Origin of the sequence: Candidatus Thiodictyon syntrophicum (assembly GCF_002813775.1) — a bacterium.
In the GTDB taxonomy this organism is placed as follows: Bacteria; Pseudomonadota; Gammaproteobacteria; order Chromatiales; family Chromatiaceae; genus Thiodictyon; species Thiodictyon syntrophicum.
On record NZ_CP020370.1, the window covers coordinates 5818020 to 5836650 of the forward strand.

14 protein-coding genes are annotated in these 18631 nt (G+C 63.5%); 7 read left to right on the plus strand and 7 right to left on the minus strand.

Going from position 1 to position 18631, the window contains the following annotated elements:
• Window positions 1-21: 21 nt before the first annotated feature.
• Window positions 22-1179 carry an IS91 family transposase gene (locus tag THSYN_RS24830; protein ID WP_100917452.1) on the minus strand — a complete coding sequence of 386 codons (1158 nt, stop codon included), beginning with the start codon at window positions 1177-1179 and terminating at the stop codon, window positions 22-24.
• Entirely contained in the window at window positions 1172-2020 is an 849-nt protein-coding gene (locus THSYN_RS24835; RefSeq protein ID WP_100917453.1) for a tyrosine-type recombinase/integrase, read from the minus strand. Before THSYN_RS24835 ends, THSYN_RS24830 begins: the two co-directional genes overlap by 8 nt.
• 753 nt (window positions 2021-2773) lie before the next feature.
• Between THSYN_RS24835 and THSYN_RS24840 the strand changes: the two genes are divergently transcribed.
• From THSYN_RS24840 to THSYN_RS24865, 6 genes are all read left to right on the plus strand, one after another.
• Window positions 2774-6268 carry a helicase-related protein gene (locus THSYN_RS24840; protein WP_100921500.1) on the plus strand — a complete coding sequence of 1165 codons (3495 nt, stop codon included), beginning with the start codon at window positions 2774-2776 and terminating at the stop codon, window positions 6266-6268.
• Window positions 6268-6669, plus strand: a complete 402-nt coding sequence (locus tag THSYN_RS37440) for a type II toxin-antitoxin system VapC family toxin (protein ID WP_100921501.1) — start codon at window positions 6268-6270, stop codon at window positions 6667-6669. Before THSYN_RS24840 ends, THSYN_RS37440 begins: the two co-directional genes overlap by 1 nt.
• A 22-nt stretch (window positions 6670-6691) precedes the next feature.
• On the plus strand, window positions 6692-10045 hold the full coding sequence (locus THSYN_RS24850) for an Eco57I restriction-modification methylase domain-containing protein (RefSeq protein ID WP_100921502.1): 3354 nt from the start codon (window positions 6692-6694) through the stop codon (window positions 10043-10045).
• Between the two features lie 108 nt (window positions 10046-10153).
• On the plus strand, window positions 10154-11668 hold the full coding sequence (locus THSYN_RS24855) for an ATP-binding protein (RefSeq protein WP_216644624.1): 1515 nt from the start codon (window positions 10154-10156) through the stop codon (window positions 11666-11668).
• Between the two features lie 106 nt (window positions 11669-11774).
• Window positions 11775-12290, plus strand: a complete 516-nt coding sequence (locus tag THSYN_RS24860) for a DNA-processing protein DprA (protein ID WP_157817914.1) — start codon at window positions 11775-11777, stop codon at window positions 12288-12290.
• A 61-nt stretch (window positions 12291-12351) separates the two neighbouring features.
• Entirely contained in the window at window positions 12352-12690 is a 339-nt protein-coding gene (locus THSYN_RS24865; RefSeq protein WP_216644625.1) for a hypothetical protein, read from the plus strand.
• Window positions 12691-12753: 63 nt separating this feature from the next.
• Here the strand turns inward: THSYN_RS24865 and THSYN_RS24870 are convergent, their stop codons facing one another.
• On the minus strand, window positions 12754-14058 hold the full coding sequence (locus tag THSYN_RS24870; protein WP_100919380.1) for a transposase: 1305 nt from the start codon (window positions 14056-14058) through the stop codon (window positions 12754-12756).
• A gap of 138 nt (window positions 14059-14196) precedes the next feature.
• Between THSYN_RS24870 and THSYN_RS24875 the strand changes: the two genes are divergently transcribed.
• Entirely contained in the window at window positions 14197-14640 is a 444-nt protein-coding gene (locus THSYN_RS24875) for a hypothetical protein (protein ID WP_100921504.1), read from the plus strand.
• Window positions 14641-14852: 212 nt separating this feature from the next.
• Here THSYN_RS24875 and THSYN_RS24880 read toward each other — a convergent pair whose 3' ends face one another.
• The 4 genes from THSYN_RS24880 to THSYN_RS34990 all read right to left on the minus strand — a co-directional run bounded on the left by THSYN_RS24880 (window position 14853) and on the right by THSYN_RS34990 (window position 18605).
• Window positions 14853-15476, minus strand: a complete 624-nt coding sequence (locus tag THSYN_RS24880; RefSeq protein WP_100921505.1) for a hypothetical protein — start codon at window positions 15474-15476, stop codon at window positions 14853-14855.
• A gap of 68 nt (window positions 15477-15544) precedes the next feature.
• The gene (locus THSYN_RS24885; protein ID WP_100922585.1) at window positions 15545-17731 is read right to left on the minus strand and encodes a RelA/SpoT family protein; all 2187 of its coding nucleotides are present in this window, start codon (window positions 17729-17731) and stop codon (window positions 15545-15547) included.
• A 135-nt stretch (window positions 17732-17866) separates the two neighbouring features.
• On the minus strand, window positions 17867-18160 hold the full coding sequence (rpoZ, locus tag THSYN_RS24890) for a DNA-directed RNA polymerase subunit omega (RefSeq protein ID WP_100921506.1): 294 nt from the start codon (window positions 18158-18160) through the stop codon (window positions 17867-17869).
• Between the two features lie 259 nt (window positions 18161-18419).
• A complete protein-coding gene (locus THSYN_RS34990) occupies window positions 18420-18605 on the minus strand; it encodes a hypothetical protein (protein ID WP_172965332.1) in 186 nt (61 codons plus the stop codon).
• Window positions 18606-18631: the final 26 nt, after the last annotated feature.

Below are 18631 nucleotides of genomic sequence, written 5' to 3' on the forward strand. Positions count from 1 at the left end.
ACGGCCGGCGGGCGCTGAGGCTTAGCAGGTGGCGGGCATCAGCGAAACCCCCTGACCACGCCGTAGCGGGGCCAGGTGCGCGGTGACGTGCAAGCGCCCAGTGCGGCACTTGGGACAGGGATAGCCGTCAAAGGGCGCCGTCGCCGCCGGTGCCGTGGCGGGTTCCGGCGTCGGCGGCGGGGCCGCCAGCGCCGCACGGATCAGCGCCAGACAGCGCGCCCGGCAGCGGTTGGCCAGGAAACCGAAATGACGAACGCGCATGAACCCTTTGGGTAAGACGTGCAGCAGGAAGCGCCGGATCAGTTCCTCGCCGGTCAGGGTCATGACCTTGTTGCGACTGCCGTCGCGGTAGTCCTTGTAGCGGACGTCCACCGTGTCGTCCTCTTCATCGAAGGCCAGCAGCCGCCGGTCCGACAGGGCGATGCGATGGCTGTAGCGGCCCAAGTACTCGATCACGGTGTCGGTGCGCGCCAGACAAGGCTTGGAATAGACCACCCACTCGGGCTGCATCAGGGCGTTGAGGACGCGGTCAACCTCCGCGGCCGTGAGGCGCGACAGTCGCCCGTCTTTGAAGGCCCGGCGCAACCGGCTGACCAAACCGCCGCGGAAGTGCCGCGACAGCGCCCGCACCGGGAACAGATAGGTACTCTTGGCCGGATGCCAGGTCCCGTCGGCGCCAAAGGCCCCGCCCGGCACCAGACAGTGCAGGTGGACATGGCGTACCAGCGTCTGCCCCCAGGTGTGCAGCATCGCCGTCATCCCCAACTGCCCGTCCAGGCGCTTGGGGTCCTCAGCGAAGGCGGACAGGGTCGCCCACACCGTCTCGAACAGCAAGGCGTAGATCACCTCGGGGTGGACCTCGACCCAGCCGTTGAGGGTGTCGGGTAGCGTGAAGACCAGATGGTGATAGGTCACCGGCAGCACCGCCGCACGCTGGCGTTCGACCCATTCCTCGGAGGCCCGGCGTTGGCAGCGCGGGCAATGGCGATCACGGCAGGCGTGATAGAGGAAGGGGCAATCCCCACACTGGTCGCATTCCAGGGCGAAGCCGCCCAGCGCGGCGGTACGACAGTCCAGGATGTGATGACAGACCTGCCATTGGTGCGGGCTCAACGGGTGATGTTCGGCATAACCGGACAGGCACGCCGCCATGACCGCTTGCAGGGAGGTATTAGCCATGGCCGGCCTCCAATTGGGCAAGCAGGTCCAGGGTCCCTTCGCCCTCGCTGGCACTGGGCAGCCAATGCACATAGCGCAGGGTGGTCTGGATGCTGCGGTGGCCCATCAACCGTTGCAGGCGCTCCACCGACAACCCGCCCGCCAATTGATGGGTGGCGTAGGCGTGGCGCAGCCCATGGATCCCGCCGACCGTGGTTACGCCGGCCTGGCGCTTGGCGTCGGTGAAGGCCTTCTGCAAGCCGGTCGGCGACAGCGGCGTCCCGGCGCGCCCGGCGAACAGCCAATCCGCTGGCCGATAGAGGCGCCAATAGTCCCGCAACGCCTCCAGCAGGGTCGGTGAGAGTGGGACCAGGCGGTCCTTCGCCCCCTTGCCCTGGGTGATCCGCAGCAGTCGGCGCTCGCCGTCGATGTCCTGCACCCGCAGGGCCAGGACTTCGCTCAGGCGCAGTCCGCAGCCATAGCAGACCGTCAACATCATGCGGTAACGCGGATTGTCGCAGGCGGCCAGGATGGCGGCGACCGCGCCGCGGGTGAGCAGCTCCGGGATGCGCTGCGGGCGCTTGGGTAAGGTGACCTCCAGGTCGACCGTCGGCCAGCCGAGCACCCGCAGATAGAAGAAGCGGATGCCGTTGTACATCAGCCGCACGCTGGCCGGGGCCAAACTGCGCTGCACCACCAGATGCTCGAAGTAGCGCGTGAGATCGGCGTGCTCCAGGGTGTCCGGGGAGCGCCGGGTGAATTTGGCGAGGTCACGCACCGCGTCGAGATAGCTTTCGTGGGTGCGCGGCGAGAAGCCATGCATCTGCATGGCCGTGATCATCTGCTGACGCAGGGGTGTCATCGTCTGGTTCTCGGTCAACGACCCGGAGTGGGCCGTTACGAGTGTGGACGATGGGGGACGGGGCGGGGCCGCGGGTAACCGTGGGACGGCTGGGCTTATCCGCGCTTCATTCGCTATTCAATGGCGCTGCGGGATGGCCGCGGAAGGCCCCGCGGAGCGGATTAGTTCAACAGCATCTTTGGCAGTTTCTTGATCACGGGTCTTATGTCGATTCACATGTGTTCACCATACCTCCCAGCCTGGCCTCCTACCGCATGATGCTTGCAGTGTTGGTCGCCCTCACGGGCTCGTCTTACCCTTTCGGGCGGAGTACATTGTCAGAGCAGCTTCACACCGGACCGTTACCAGTCTCGCATGTGCTCCTAGGCTACGACGGGAGAAACCGTCGGTTCCATCAGGTCGCCATATAGAGACTTCCAGTAGAACAATTACTTACGCGACTTCGTGTCGCACAATTATGATCAAGGCCCGCAGCGCCAGCGGCAGAGCCATCGGGGCCGCCAAGGTCGGCTCGATGGCGGCCCCCGCGACCGATTCTGGTTGCAACCCGACCATCACCCGCGCATACAATCCGCCTGGCGTAAAGGTCCGGACATCCGGCCTCGCCGATGGTCACGGCCGCCGAGCGCACCGCGGGGTCCTTGGTCCGCACAGCGGACCCGGGCTCGGTGGCGGACCCCAGGGGCTCGCCGTGCGAACCGATCCGCGCCTCGACCGCAACCTGGACTCCCGCCGCGAACAAAGGATGCCCCCATGCCCAGAATCTTCGACAACATCGACCAAGCGCTCCTGCCGGTCCTGCAAGAAACCCTGACGGTCGGTGAGCGGGCCGATTTCTGTGTCGGCTACTTCAACCTCCGCGGCTGGCGTCACCTGGCGGACGCAGTCGGTCGCTGGACCGGCGGCGAAGGTCATTGTTGCCGGCTCTTGGTTGGGATGCAGCTCGCGCCGTCCGAGGAACTGCGGCACGCCCTGCGCATCCAGGACCAGGACGATTCACTCGACAACCAGACCGCGTTGCGCGAAAAACGCCGCCTGGCGGAAGACTTCCGACGGCAACTCGCCCTTGGGGTACCCACCAATCCGGATGAGGCCGCGCTCCGGCAACTTGCGCAACAACTGCGCGCCGGCCAACTCGTCGTCAAGGTGTACCTGCCGCGGTCACTGCACGCTAAGCTCTATCTCGTCCACCGGCGCGACGCCAACAACCCCATGACCGGCTTCGTCGGCAGCAGCAACCTCACCATGGCCGGCCTGGCACAGCAAGGAGAGTTGAACGTCGATGTGCTGGAGCACGACGCCTGCGCCAAACTCGCCGCCTGGTTCGAGGATCGCTGGCGGGAGCGTTGGTGCATCGACATCTCCAAGGAACTCGCGGCCATCATCGATGAGAGCTGGGCCGCGGACCGGCTGGTTCCGCCCTACCACGTTTATCTGAAGATGGCCTATCACCTGGCCCAGGAGGCGCGAACCGGGCTCTTGGAATTCCGCATTCCGGCCATCTTCGGCGATGCCCTCTTCGACTTCCAGGTAGCAGCGGTCAAGATCGCCGCGCACCATCTGAACAAGCGCGGCGGCGTGCTGATCGGGGACGTGGTGGGACTCGGAAAGTCCTTGATGGCGACCGCGCTGGCCCGGATCTTCGAGGATGACTACGCCACCGAGACCCTCATCCTCTGCCCCAAGAACCTGGTGTCGATGTGGGAGGACTATTGCCACCGCTACCGCCTTCACGCCAAGGTCCTGTCGATCTCCCGGGTCCTGATCGAGCTTCCCGAGAAGACCCGGCGCTATCGGGTGGTGCTCATTGATGAATCACACAACCTGCGCAATAAGGAGGGCCGGCGCTGGCGGGCCATCCGCGACTACATCGACCGTAATGACAGCCGCTGTATCCTGCTCTCCGCCACCCCCTACAACAAGACCTATCGCGACCTGTCCGCCCAGCTTGGCCTGTTCCTGAAGGAGGATACGGACTTGGGTATCCGCCCGGAGCGGCTGGTCGCCGAGTTGGGGGGCGAGCACGAGTTCATCCGCCGCCATCAATGCCCGGTCCGCTCGCTCGCCGCGTTCGAGAAGAGTAATGACCCCGACGACTGGCGCGACCTGATGCGACTATACATGGTGCGACGCACGCGCGGATTCATCATGCAGAACTATGCAAGCAGCGACGACACCGGCCGCTATCTACAGTTCCCGGACGGCAGCAAGTCTTATTTCCCCAAGCGCATCCCCAAGAATCTTGCCTTCCGCATCGACGCCAGCGACCCGCGGGACCCCTACGCCCGCTTCTACTCCAGCTCGGTGGTCGATGCGGTCAATGCCCTCGTCCTGCCCCGTTATGGTCTCGGCAACTATCTGACCCCAAAGCCAAAACAACCAGCCAACGCCCACGAGGAGCGGATCATCGCCGGCCTCTCCCGGGCCGGGACCCGGCTCATGGGCTTTTGTCGTACGAATCTCTTCAAGCGTCTGGAGAGTGCCGGGCCAGCCTTTCTGCTCTCCATCGAGCGTCACATCCTGCGCAACTTCATCGTTCTCCACGCCATCGAGCAGGGGCTGCCGATACCCATCGGTACCCAGGGCGCGGAATTGCTGGACACCCGCTACTGCGACGAGGACGACACTCTGGCGGCGGACGAGGAGACCGCGGACGGCACCGACACCGACCTGGACGACGCCCCGGAGACCAACGTCAACCTGCGCGACGCCCTGCGTACGGAGGCCGACTTCCGAACCCGCGCGGCCAAGGCTTACGCGGCCTATAGCGGTCCCTTCAATCGTCGATTCCGTTGGCTGCCCAGCACCTTGTTCAAGCGCACCCTGGCCGCCGACCTGCGCGCCGACGCGCGCGCCCTGATCGGTGTCCTGGGGGTCTGCGGCGCTTGGGACCCGGCCCAGGACACCAAACTGGCGCAGTTGCACAGGCTCGTCACCGAGGACCATGGTAAAGAGAAATTGCTGGTCTTCACCCAGTTTGCGGACACGGCCCGCTACCTCGCCGAACAGCTTGAGAACCGGGGGGTACTGGCCATCGCCCCCGTTACCGGCCAATCCGCGGACCCGACCGAATTGGCGTGGCGCTTCTCGCCGGATTCCAATGACAAGCGCGGTAAAATCCCGGCCGCGGAGATGTTGCGGGTCTTGATCGCCACGGACGTACTCTCCGAGGGTCAGAACCTCCAGGACTGCGCCATCGTCGTCAACTATGACCTCCCCTGGGCCATCATCCGCCTCATTCAGCGCGCCGGCCGGGTAGACCGCATCGGTCAGCGCGCGGATCGACTGCTGTGTTACTCCTTTGTCCCCGCCGACGGAGTGGAGCGTCTCATCGGGCTGCGTCAGCGTGTGCGTCGACGGCTCATCCAGAACGCGGAGGTGGTCGGCTCCGACGAGCAGTTCTTTGAGGACGACGGCAATGACCAAGTGGTCCGGGACCTCTACACGGAGCGCAGCGGCATCCTGGACGATGACGCGGACACCGAGGTCGACCTTGCCTCCTACGCCTATCAGATCTGGAAGAACGCCACGGACGCGGACCCGGGTCTCACCGCACAGATCGAGGGCCTGCCGGACGTGGTCTATGCCACCAAGGCCCACCCGTCCGCGCCCGGCGCCCCGCCCGGCGTGCTCGTTTACACCCGCACCCCCCAGGGCAATGACGCGCTCGCCTGGATGGATGAGGAGGGCCGCGCGGTTACACAATCCCAACTCACCATCCTCAAGGCCGCTGCCTGTGCCGCGGACACCCCGGCCCTGCCGCGCCAGGAGCAACACCACGCGCTCACCGAACGGGGTCTTGCGCACATCGTCAAGGAGGAGCAGTCCTTCGGCGGTGCCTTGGGCCGCCCTTCCGGCGCCCGGTTCAAGACCTACGAGCGGCTCAAACGCTATCGCGCCGCCCTGGGTGACACGCGCGACCTCTTCATCACCGACGAGCACGTCCGCCAGGTCGATCGGGTCCTGGAGGAGGTCTATCGCAACCCCCTCATGACGGGCGCCGCGGATACGCTCAATCGGCAACTCAAGGCCGGCATCGACGACCATAGCTTGGCCGACCTAGTGCTACGCCTGCGCGAAGACGGCCGACTCTGCGTTATCGCCGACGAGGAGGAGGTGCGAGAGCCACGCCTGATCTGTAGTATGGGCCTCGCGCAACCTGACTGGCTGGATCGCGCCTGGGGGGCTGCGCCTAACTTCCCCGATCGACTGCCACAGCCGCCGTTGATCGAGATCCAGGTATTGTGATGAGCTATTTACTGGACACCAATGCCTGCATCGAAGTCCTGCGCGGGCGAAATGCAACCCTTAAGGCGCGTCTCGCGGCCACTCGGTTCGAGGAACTATCCTTGTGCAGCATCGTTTGGGCGGAACTATACTGTGGCGTCCGGCTAGCCGTGGACCCAAGCCGTGAACTCGTACGTGTGCACACAGCCTTCGGCAACTGGCCTCGTCTGCCGTTCGATGACCCTGCCGCGGAATGTTACGGCGAAATTCGTGCCCACCTTCGACGCGCGGGGCAGTTGATCGGCGCCAACGACCTGCTGATTGCGGCTATAGCCCATGCCAACGGGCGTATATTGGTAACGCACAATACCAGTGAGTTTGGGAGAGTGCCCGGGCTAGTCATTGAGGATTGGCAAGCGTGAACATGGATAAGCGAGACTGCTCATGACCATCAATCCCGCCCGCTTCCAGGCCCAACTCAACGGCATCAAGCTTGGGCAATTGTTCAATGAACTGGGTTGGGACCATCCCCGACTGACCGCCCAATCGATTGTGGTCAACGGTGAAACCTTCACACTGACGCCCATTGCCGAAAAGCGCGGGGTGATGGCGTTGCGCTGCTCCCCGGATAGCAAGGGCCAGGTGCCACCCCGGGCCGTCCAACTCAGGATCGAAAAGGAAGCGACACGCCTGGTCCACGAGCACCTGTTGATCTTCGCGGACCAGGGGCCCTCCGTGCTCACCTGGCTTTGGGTGCTGCGCGCCCCCGGCCAGCCTGCCGCCATCCGCACCCACACCTGGCATCAGGGCACCAGCGGCGAGGCGTTACGTCAGAAGCTCGAACACATCGTCTGGTCCCTGGAGGACGAGGAGGCCATCACTCTGACCGAGGTCATCAAGGGTCTGCGCAGCGCCTTTGACCGGGAAAAGGTCAGTAAGAAATTCTATGACCGGTTTAAGGCCGAGCATCAGGCTTTTTCCCTGTTCATCATCGGCCTAGCGAAGACCGCAGAGCGGGATTGGTATGCCTCCCTGATGCTCAATCGGCTCATGTTCGTCTATTTCATTCAACGCAAGGGTTTCCTTGACGGCAATCCGGACTATCTCGCCGACCGCCTGCGGTGCGTCCAGGCACAGGCGGGCACCGGTCACTTCCATTCGTTCTACCGACTCTTTCTCCGGCGCCTGTTCCACGAGGGTCTGGGGCAGCAAAAGGCCCTGCGGGCAGATGATCTCGCGGACCTCATCGGCGAGGTTCCTTACCTCAACGGCGGGCTTTTCGACCTCCATGAGTTGGAGCAGGCCCACCCGGATATCGATATCCCCGACCAAGCCTTCGAGAAACTTTTCGCCTTCTTCGATGACTTCGACTGGCACCTGGATGACCGCCCGCTACGCAGCGGCCGGGAGATCAACCCGGACGTGCTCGGTTACATCTTCGAGAAATACATCAACCAGAAGCAGATGGGCGCCTATTACACCAAGGAGGACATCACCGAATACATCAGCAAGAATACAGTCATCCCATATCTGTTGGAGCAGACGCGGGCTCAGTGCAAAGAGGCATTCGCCGGGCAGACATCCGTCTGGAACCTTCTGGCGACCGACCCGGACCGCTATCTCTATCCGGCCATGAAGACTGGCGTGGTTGATGCGCAGGGGGAGATTGTTCCCGAGTCGGACCTGCCCGAGTTCGTTCAGATCGGTATGCACGATCCCAAGGCGCGCATGTTCAATGCTGATTACAACCTGCGAGAGGCGGCCTTCCAAACCAGCACCGGCGAGCGCGGCACCCTGCCTACCGAAACCTGGCGTGAATACGTCGAGCGGCGCAACCGGTGCATAGAGGTGCGCACCCGGCTCGTCAGCGGTGAGGTGCGCGACAGCGATGACCTGCTTACGCTGAATCTGAACATCCGCCAGTTCATGCAGGATGTCATCGATACCTGCGACAGCCCGGTGCTGCTGCGTGCCATCTGGCGCACCATCGTCGGGCGGATACCGGAGAGGGCCAACGAGCGGTTTCGCCACGGTATCGCCATCCTCGATCCCACGTGTGGTTCGGGGGCCTTCCTGTTCGCCGCCCTCAATGTGCTTGAGCCGCTCTATGAGGGCTGCCTCGACCGTATGGAGGGCTTCATCGAGGACGCCCGCAAGCAGGGAAAGCCAATCGACAAAGAGTTTGAGCGAGTGGTTGGCGAGGTCGGCCGCCACCCGTCGCGCCGTTATTTCATCTACAAGTCCATTATCCTGCACAACCTGTTCGGCGTGGACATCATGGCCGAGGCAGTGGAGATCTGTAAGCTGCGGCTGTTTCTCAAACTGGTATCTCAGGTCGAGAGCGGCCAGGAGTTGGAGCCCCTCCCGGATATGGACTTCAACATCCGGTGCGGCAACGCCCTGATCGGCTACGCGACTGAGGCGCAGTTCGATGAGGCATCCAAGTTCTTCAACAGTGCGCACCGTGCGGAGATTAAGGCGAGCATCGCCGACCTGGCCGATCTCTTTGAGCGCTTCCGCGAGCAGCAGACAGTCCATGGCGGTAGGGTCACCGCCGCAGACAAGGGCCGCTTGCGCGATAAGCTCCGGGGCCTGAGCGCGGACCTGGACAGTTACCTGGCGCGCGATTACGGTATCGATCCGGGTAATGCCGGTGCGTTAACCGCGTGGCGTGCAAGTCACCAGCCCTTTCACTGGTTCGCGGAGTTTTATGGAATCATGCGGAACGGTGGGTTTGATGCAGTGATTGGGAATCCACCTTGGAAAGAGTATTCGGCAGTTCGGGAAACCTATACCGTCAACAGCTACGAAACAGAGTCGTGCGGTAATCTTTATGGGCTATGTACTGAGCGGAGTCTTGTTCTGTGTCAGGAGAGTTCTCGATTCAGCTTCATCGTACAATTACCTTTGGTCTGTTCGTCGCGCATGAGCGGTTTACGCGAAACGCTTAGAAACGCGAGTGCAATTCTCTGGGTAATGACGTTCGATGACCGCCCAGGGAAGCTTTTCGATGGTTTACAACACTGCCGCGCAGCAATTTTCTTTGCTAAACAGGGCAGGTCAAACGCTTTGACTTTTACGACAGGTTATCAGCGATGGCCGACCGCGAACCGCGATGTGCTGTTTGACACTATGCGCTTTGCCGTGGAAGCGGATAGTGCGCAGGCCGGCAGAATCATTGCAAAGCATTCAAACCCACTCTCTGCTTCTATTTTCAGTAAGGTCCGTAGCACGTCCGCACGAAATGTAGGCGCGTTTCGAGTTCGTCGGGCTGCTGACCACTATGTGTTCTATCAGGAGGCAACACAGTATTGGACCAAGGCGACTTCGATGCTTCCGTTTTATTCTAAGAATGGGTTGCGATCGGCGCCGGCGCATGGGCGGTTTATTTACTTCGATGATTCACGGAAAGCCGGCACTGCAGCCGCTTTGTTAAACAGCAGTCTCTTTTACGTCTACTTCATAGCCTACTCCGACTGTTTTCATTTAAGCGATACAATCGCAGCGGGCTTTCCGGTTTCCTCAGATCTTATCGCAGATAAGGACCTTGCGAACTTGAATGAGCGCTTGATGTGCGATCTCGACGGTCACTCGGAACGCAAGGCGATTGCTTCCAAGCGCGGTGGCGCTGTTGATCGGATCGAGTATGACGAATACTACGGAGCGCGCTGCAAGAATACGATTGATCTGATCGATTTGCGGTTGGCCGAGCTGTATAAACTTACGGCCGATGAGGTCGACTTTATCATGAACTACGACATTAAGTATCGCATGGGCAGTACCAGCGACGAGGAATGAAAAATGCGCCCCAATTCCTTTATTCTCTCCCGGTTTGCCGATTTTCTTCTGGTATTGATGTTCGGTGGTCAGGCAGTGTCAAACCTAATCTGACGAGGAGCCCAAGGCATGGATAACCTGACTGGCCCCCAGGCGGAAGCCTTGATCGCCAAATTGCTGGCTCAACCGGAAACCTCCCGCTTCGAGGCCAAGCGGGTGTCCGGCAAGATGGTGGGCAAGGCCCTGGAAACCCTATGCGCCTTCGCAAACACGTCCGGCGGCAACCTGGCATTAGGCTTTGAAGACCTCGCGAAGGCAAAGGGTGCGGACAGACTCTACGGGCTGGCGGAAAACCCTGAGGCGGTGGATGAACTTCGCCGCAAGGCGCTCACCCATCTGCTTCCAGCGGTGGATGGCCTGCGCTGGGTGCGGGTCGCCTGCCAGTTGCGGGACGGAACTGATGGTCATGTGCTGCTGCTCATCGTTCCCCAAAGCCCTAAGGTGCATTCTATTCTCGATGACGGGACCTGGACCCGCCTGGATGCGAGCAATCGCGAGATGTCCGCCAGCGAGATCACCGAGTTGTCCTACCGGCGCGGTGTCATCAGCGCCGAATCCGAGCCGGTGGCCGTGCCGTTCGAGTTGCTGGAGACGGACACCTGGCAGCGTTTTGCGACCAACCGAGGCTTTCTCACTGGCGATCTGCCCGACCGGCTGTTTCGTATTGGCCTCGCGAAACGTGTGGGGGGCGAGCTGCAACCGGTGCGCGCGGCAGTGCTGCTGTTCGCCTATGAGCCGGGCGGTCTTCTTGCGGCCCAGCAAACGCGGGCTGATGTGCGGGTGTTTCACTATCGTGGTAACCGCATCGAGCCGGGGGCGGTACCCAACCTGCTCAAGGCGCCCAAGACGATTTCCGGTCCCCTGCCCGTGCAGATCGCCCAGGCCAGCGCCTATGTGCTTGACGAACTCGCGGCGGGGCTGACGCTGGCGGCCTCCGGTTTCAAGACGGTGCATCGTTATCCGGAGCGGGTGATCAAGGAGGCCATTACGAACGCGCTGATCCACCGTGACTACCGGCTGAACCGCGATGTCCAGATTGGCATCTTCGACAACCGGATCGAGGTCCTCAGCCCGGGCCTTTTTCCCGGCACCATCACGCCGGCCAATGTGAGCCGGGCCGGCTCTTTCGCCCGCAATCCGCTGATCGCCCGCAACCTGCGCGAGTTTCCCGAGCCGCCCAATGTCGATGCCGGCGAGGGCGTGCGGATGATGTTCGCCGAGATGCGCGCGGCGAACCTGTACCCGCCGCTCTACGGCGAGAACCGCGATACGGCCCAACCCTCCGTGACCGTGACCCTGCGCAACGAGGAACGCCCGCCCATCTGGGAGCAGGTGAGCGACTGGATCGACCGCAACGGCGCCCTGGCCAACAGCGATTTGTGCCAGATCGCGGGGCTGGACACCCTGAAGGCATCCAAGATGCTCAAACGCTGGGTGGAGCAAGGCGTATTGTTGCGCGACGACGCTGGCGGAAAGCGCCATACAGTGTACAAGAAACCTAACCCGGACAGCGATCTCGGTGCGGATGCTTCATTATCCCTGCCGCTGGATAATGGGCAGGAAAAGCAAGAAAACAGCTTATGAAACAATATTATGCGGCCGCTTTCATTATCCGGCGGGCGCTGTGACCCCGCGGGCGGGGGCGCTGAGGCCGATCCCACTCCCCCTGCCGGAGCGGGCAAGCCGGACCTTGCCGGATCCAAAACCCGCCACCCTCCATGCCGTCGGCAATCCTGCGTTGCTCGCTGGGCCCTTGCTTGGCCTGCTCGCCTCTCGCGACTGTCCCGGTCGCATCCTGCTCGATACCTTGGAACTGGTTCCCCCGTGGGTCCGCGACGGACGGGTGATCCTGAGCGGCTTCCACTCCCCGTTGGAGCAACAGGTGCTGCGCTCGGTGCTGCGTCGCAACGGCTGCGTCGTCAAAATACTGGCGCGCGGCATGCAGGAGTACCATCCGCCGGAGCAGGAGCGCGCGCCCCTGACGAACGGGACCCTGCTGGTAGTGACGGCGTATCCCGACCGCGTTCGTCGCACCACGCGCGAGACCGCGCTGGCACGTAACCGGCTGGTCCTCGCACTCGCCAGCGAGTTGCTCACCCCGTATATCGCACCAGAAAGCGGTCTGGCGTCTTTGCTGACCGAGTGGGGCAATCTCTCAGGCACTACCGCTGCGCCCGGGGGCAAGTCCGCGATTACCAGGCTGTAGGCGGGCCCGAGACCCCACCGCAACAGGCCGAAACCTCGAATTTGCACAGAGCAAGAATCTGATGACAAACAGAATTCGGAGCATCCTAGAGCAACTGGAGCAGGTCCGCGAAGACCTGTTGGCCTTGTCGGACGACATCTGGCAGAGCATCGACCACAACGACAGCCAGGCATTGGATGAGGGCGTTGCCTTCAAGAAGGAATACAACGCCAAGATGGCTGCCTTCGACCAATTGGCCGGTGAGCTTTCGGCTTTGGTACAGCAGTTCACCGCGGTCAAGCTCGATGACCCGGTGACAGCAATTCCCGCTCGGCCGCCGCGAGGTCAACCGGGGCGAGCACGCGGCGGCAGGGCGCACAGCCAGGCACAGCAACCCCTCACCGACGCACGGCGATGTTGAAACGGTTGGCTGACGATCCCCCTCAAGAACGGCGCTTCGCGCACCCGCGGTCACGGCCGGCGCCTACGAGGTGTCGGCGCCCAGGGGGAGCGACGGCGGGGTAATAATGGAGCGGTAGAGGGTTTCCCAGTCGGGGATCAGGCACAGGTCGAAGCGGGTGCGCAGCTTGCGCCAGAAGCGGGTCTTGCTCTTGGCGGCCGTCACCGCAGTCTGGAACAGTCGGCAGCAGCGTTGCTGGATCTGATCGATCAGAAACGCCAGCATCATCAGGTGCATGAGCACGGTGCTGAGGTGCTGTTGACCGTGACCGAAGTTGTGCTCGAAGTGGTAGCCTTGGTTCTTGAGGGTGTTGAAGGTCTCGTTCTCGATCTTCCAGCGTGCGCGGGCACCTCGCATCAGGGTCATGAGGTTGGTCGGCTCGATCCGAATGTCCGTGACCCACGCGAAGTGGGTCACGGTGCCGTCGGGGGCGTGCTCCCAGTACTCAAGGAAGTTCACCTCGAGGTCGAAGTTGGCATCGTTGAGGGGCGCGCCGTTGAGGTAACGGAAGCGGTGGCGGAATCCCTGCCGGTCGGTGAGCGTGGCCTCAGCGGTCTGCGCGGTGGCCTCGACCCAGTCGAACAGGAACGTATGGTCGCCCTGCTTAGCGCCGAGAATAAATCGCAGATCAAGTGCTTGCAGATGACGGATGTGCGGCGCGTTGGAGGCCAGCCCGTCTTCGACGACGATCAGCTTAAGGTGCGGATGCACCCGGCGCAGCTCGCTGAGCAGGCGCTTGGCCGCATTGCGCTCACAATCGTTTTTCGTCGCTCCGTCGGGTTTGAGGATCGGCTCGGGCGCCAGCGGAAAGACCTCCCGGTGATCCGGATGCACCAGCACCGCCCCGAGCATTTGATGGTAGTAGGTCGTGGTGCCGTCGCGGTGATGCTTCTCTGCACACTGCGGGCAGTGTACCTTCTGCGAGGAGAAGTAGCCGGTGCCGTCGAGCGAGAGCAGGTAGTGGCCGTCGAGGTACTCAAACCCCTCCAACCCCTTGCCGCGCTGTAGCTGACTAAACAGGGCCTTGTAGAGCGGACACAGCTCGCTCGGTGCGACCGCATCAAGGCGTTCGCGAAAGCGCGTGTCACACGGCGCGCGTTCGACCCCGTAGAGCGCCCGGAGGTTCGCCCGCGTCGTGACCTCCTGGCGGTCGTGCTCGAACTGCAGCAGGGAGGGGTATTTCAGGCCGAACAGGGCCAGCCCCGACATCAGGTGATCGACCAGCGGGATCGCATGGCCGGGCTCGTCGGGGATTTGGGCAAACACCCGCCGCGCTTCGCGCAGCAGCCCTTCGGCGCTGAGGTGTTTGCGGGAGAACGGCGCACTCATCGATACCTGCCTCGCAACCTGAGGTGTGCGCGGCAGTATACTGATTCGCAGCAGAAAGTTTACGAAAAACTATTTTTCAGGCATTCCCAAGCCTCTGTTGTATCGAAAAATAATCTAGCGGCGGGAATTGCTGACCCGGTGACCCCCGCAAATCAGACATCCCATACTACCGAGCGGATCATCCGCGACCTGGACCAGCGTCAAGCCTATGGACTCACCGAAGACTTCACCTTCAAGCGCCCCTACGGTTTCCAACTCGGCAACGAGGCGCAAGCCGAGGTCAACACCTGGCGACGTCTGTACGAACTGCTCTGCCTGCACTTAGAGCGACACGATCCGGAGCGCTTCGCACGGCTGCCGGATGATCCGATCTTCACCACCCGCCGCGGCAACCGGTCCTTCGCGCGCGACCCGATTAACCTGCGGTCGGCCATGGCACTACCCTCCGGCGTTTATGCCGAGGTCAATCTATCGGCCAACCACCTTCGCGATCAGATCAAGACCCTGCTGGATACCTTCAGCATCGAGCGTCAGACGCTCCGCATCTATCTGCGCCAGGATCGCGACGCAGAAGGTCAATGAAAACCCCTCCGCCACAAGCCGCTCACTCCGGCAGCTTTGGAGAATAAGAGGCGGGGGATATAGGGCTAGTCGGAAGAATGCACAAACCACACGGCCTGAAGCCGAATTTCGCCCCCCGGCCTTAGAACCAAGATATGCCGGCCGGCGCTTGAGATCAAGCCCTCGACCCCTCGCGGTCTGGGCCTGCGAAGGCGCCAACCGGCGGGCCTGACTTAAAGCCGATAATCCTCCAGCGGATCGGCGGTAGCCCCCCGGCCGGAGCAGAAACCCCACCGCGACCGCGCCTCGCCCAGTGCCCACTCCACCACGTCCAGTGGGTCATCGCCGCGGGTCAGGCGTTCGTCGGCCTCGCGGGGCAGGCCGAAGCGTTCCTTGAGGTCCTCCCCGGCACGCAGACGGCGAGCGCTGGCGATGGCTGAAGCGGCGTGGGCGATGCGGCTATTGAGGGACGCGATGGTCTGCTGCTTTTTCATGACGACGCCGACCAGGAAGTCGATGACCCGCGTGGAGTCCGCCCAGCGCTCGCGCAGTTGGCGAATCCGTTCCTTGATGGCCTGGGGTTCCAGCCGTCCTTCATCCAGACAGTATTCGGCGAAGACGCCTTGAACCACGACGACGAACAGGGTCAGGGAGCGCGCGGCGTCATCGGCGCGGCCGTAGACCAGCCGCCCGGCCTGGTCGATATCCAGTTCATCGAAATAGGCCCGCACGCCGGGGGTGGCGCCGTCGATGCAGTCGCCGAGGTGGTAGCTGGCCAGGCAGCAATCGAAGCGCTTGGTCTGCACCTGCGTGTCCTTGCCGTCGATCTCGATGTAGAGCGAATCGAACATGCCCATTGCAGTGGCCTCCGGCATAAGGGTCGCTGGTCCGCACAGCGGACCCTACGCCCTTGGCGTGAAAGTTCTTAGCGGCTGACCCGCGTAATACGCATAACCAGCGGGATCTGCCGCAGCCGCCGCATGATCCGCGCCAGGTGTTTACGCCCGCGCACCGCAACCAGGAACTCCAGGGTGGAGGTCTGACCGTCCCGGTCCTGGGACTGGACGTTCTCGATGTTGGAGCCCTGCTCGGCGATGACCCCGGCGACGACCGCCAGGGCGCCGCGGCGGTTGCCGATGTCGACCCGGATCTCGACGGGGAAGTCACCGTCCGGCTCCGCCGCCCACTCGACATCCAGGCGCTTGTTGCGCTTGCTCTCCAGGCTGCCCAGGTTGCGGCACTCCTGGCGGTGGACCACGATCCCGCGCCCGGGGCTGAAGACGGCGGCGATGGCGTCGCCCGGGATGGGGCGACAGCAGCGTGCGAAGCTGACCACCATCCCCTCGGTGCCGCGGATGGCGAAGCGATGCGGGTGGGGCTCGGCGGCGTCTTCGGACACGGCGGGCGCCGTGTCCCCGTCGCCGCCCGCCAGGCGGCGCGCGACCAGGGCCGGCAGGCGATTGCCGAGCCCGATGTCGGTGAGCAGGGCGGCGGTCTCCGGCAGGCCCGCGTCCTTCAGGTACGCCGACATGCGCGCGGGGGGCAGTTGGTCGAGGTCGACGCCGAGCACGCTGAGTTCCGCACCGAGCAGGCGCCGACCCAGGTCCTCGGCCTCCTTGGCCTTGAGGTTCTTGAGGAAGCCGCGGATGCCCGCGCGCGCCTTGCCGGTCACCACGAAGCCGAGCCAGCCCGGATTGGGTTTGGCCCCGGGGGCGGTGATGATCTCCACCGTCTGCCCGCTGCGCAGCGGGGTGCTGAGCGCGGCCAGACGCCGGTCGATCCGCCCGGCGACGCAGGTGTTGCCCACGTCCGAGTGGATGGCATAGGCGAAGTCGACCACCGTGGCGGCGCGCTTGAGGGTGAGGATGCGGCCCTTGGGGGTGAAGACGTAGACCTCGTCCGGAAACAGGTCGACCTTGACGTTGTCCAGGAAATCCTGGGGATTGCCGTCGCCGCGCTGCATCTCCAACAGGTTCTGGAGCCAGTCGTTGGCCAGGTTGGCGGGCGCGGCGGCGCCTTGGGCGCCGCTCTTGTACATCCAGTGGGCGGCGATGCCGGACTCGGCGGCGCGCTGCATGGCCTCGGTGCGGATCTGGATCTCCAGCGGTACCCCCTGGGGGCCGAAGAGGACCGTGTGCAGTGATTGGTAGCCGTTGGCCTTGGGGATGGCGATGTAGTCCTTGAAGCGCCCGGGCACCGGCTTGTAGAGGTTGTGGACCTGACCCAGGACGCGGTAACAGGTGTCCACCCGGTCCACCGTCACCCGCACGCCGAACACGTCCACCACCTCCGAGAAGGAGCGCCGCTTCTCGCGCATCTTGCGGTAGATGCTGTAGAGGTTCTTGCAGCGCCCCTTGACCTCGCCCTGAATGGACTCCTGCTGGAGCCGCCGCTTGATCCCGGTCTCCACCGTGCTGAGCAGCTCCTGGCGCGCCCCGCTCGCCTTCTGGACCGCGCGCTCCAGGACCAGGTGGCGCCAGGGCCAGTAGTGGCTGAAGCCCAGTTCCTCCAGTTCGACCCGGATGCTGTTGATGCCCAGCCGGTTGGCGATCGGGGCGAAGATCTCCAGCGTTTCGTGCGAGATCCGCCGCCGACTCTCGGCGCGCATCACCCCGAGCGTGCGCATGTTGTGCAGGCGGTCGGCGAGCTTGATCAGGATCACCCGGATATCCCGGGTCATGGCCAGCAGCATCTTCTGGAGGCTCGCCGCCTGCGCCTCGGCGCGGGACTCGAAGTCGATCCGCGACAGCTTGCTGACCCCGTCCACCAGTTCCGCGATCTCGCTGTCGAAGGCCAGGGCGAGTTGGTCCTTAGCCACCGGGGTATCCTCGAGCACATCGTGCAGGATGGCGGCGATCAGGCACTTGTAGTCCATGCGCATGTTACCCAGGGTGCGCGCCACCGCCAGCGGGTGATAGATGTAGGGCTCGCCGGAGCGGCGCTTCTGGCCCTGATGGGCCTCGGCGCCGAACAGATAGGCGCGATAGACCTCGCTCACCTGCTCGGGCGGCAGGTAGGACTCCAGGGAGGCGCACAGATCGCTGATAAGGAAGCGCGGGCCAACAGCCGCGTCCGACGGGAGCGGCGTGATTGGCGGAAGGGGGTCGGTCATGGTCTGCGGCACCGGGGGCCGGCTCCTACCGCAACCTGGCGCACCGGGACGCGCCCCGCGTCCGGTGAGACGCAGATGACCCGGCGTCGGCCCGCCGCTCGTGGGCGCCGCGGTGCGTGGGTGTGCCGGCCGTCGTCACTCCTTCTCCGAGTCCAGATCGCGCATCTCGGCGGCCATCTCGGCCGCCAGACGCTGTTCCAGCGCCGCGGCGGTTTCGTCGATGTGGCGCTGTGCGGCCTGGACCACCTCGTTGGTGATCCGGCCCTCGGCGATTTCGCGCAGGGCCATGACGGTCGGCTTGTCCTTATGCCAGGGTAAGGTGGGCTCCACGCCGTTGGCGAGCTGGCGCGCCCGCTTGGTCGCAAGCAGGACCAGGTCAAAACGGTTGTCCACGTGGTTCAGGCAGTCCTCTACGGTGATGCGGGCCATCGATCAATCACTCCAACAACGGGTTCAAATGCTCGCCGGACCATCACGACAGGACCGGCAGGGGCGCGCGGCAGGTCCGGCCGGGGCCTGGTTCGGGGCGCTCCGGGGACGCGGCGCGTGCGCGCATGAACGCTTAGCCTAGCACAAGAGCCCGTGGGCGTACCCGGCGTCCGGCGGGCGGGGGTGTGATCCAGACTGATGTGGTCGCGCGAACTCCGTAGGATGGGCAAAGCCCGCGCGCGTGGGTCCGGACCTGAGCTCACCAGGAAATGCTTGTCGCGTCGTGGTCGAGGTCGTGGTCGTGGTCGTTGTTGTCGTTGTCGTTGTCGTTGTCGTTGTCGTTGTCGTTGTCGTTGTCGTTGTCGTTGTCGTTGTCGTTGTCGTTGTCGTTGTCGTTGTCGAGATTATCGTAGCGCCCCCGATTCTCTCGCACGCCAAATCGCATCGCTTCTCCGATTACGACAACGACAA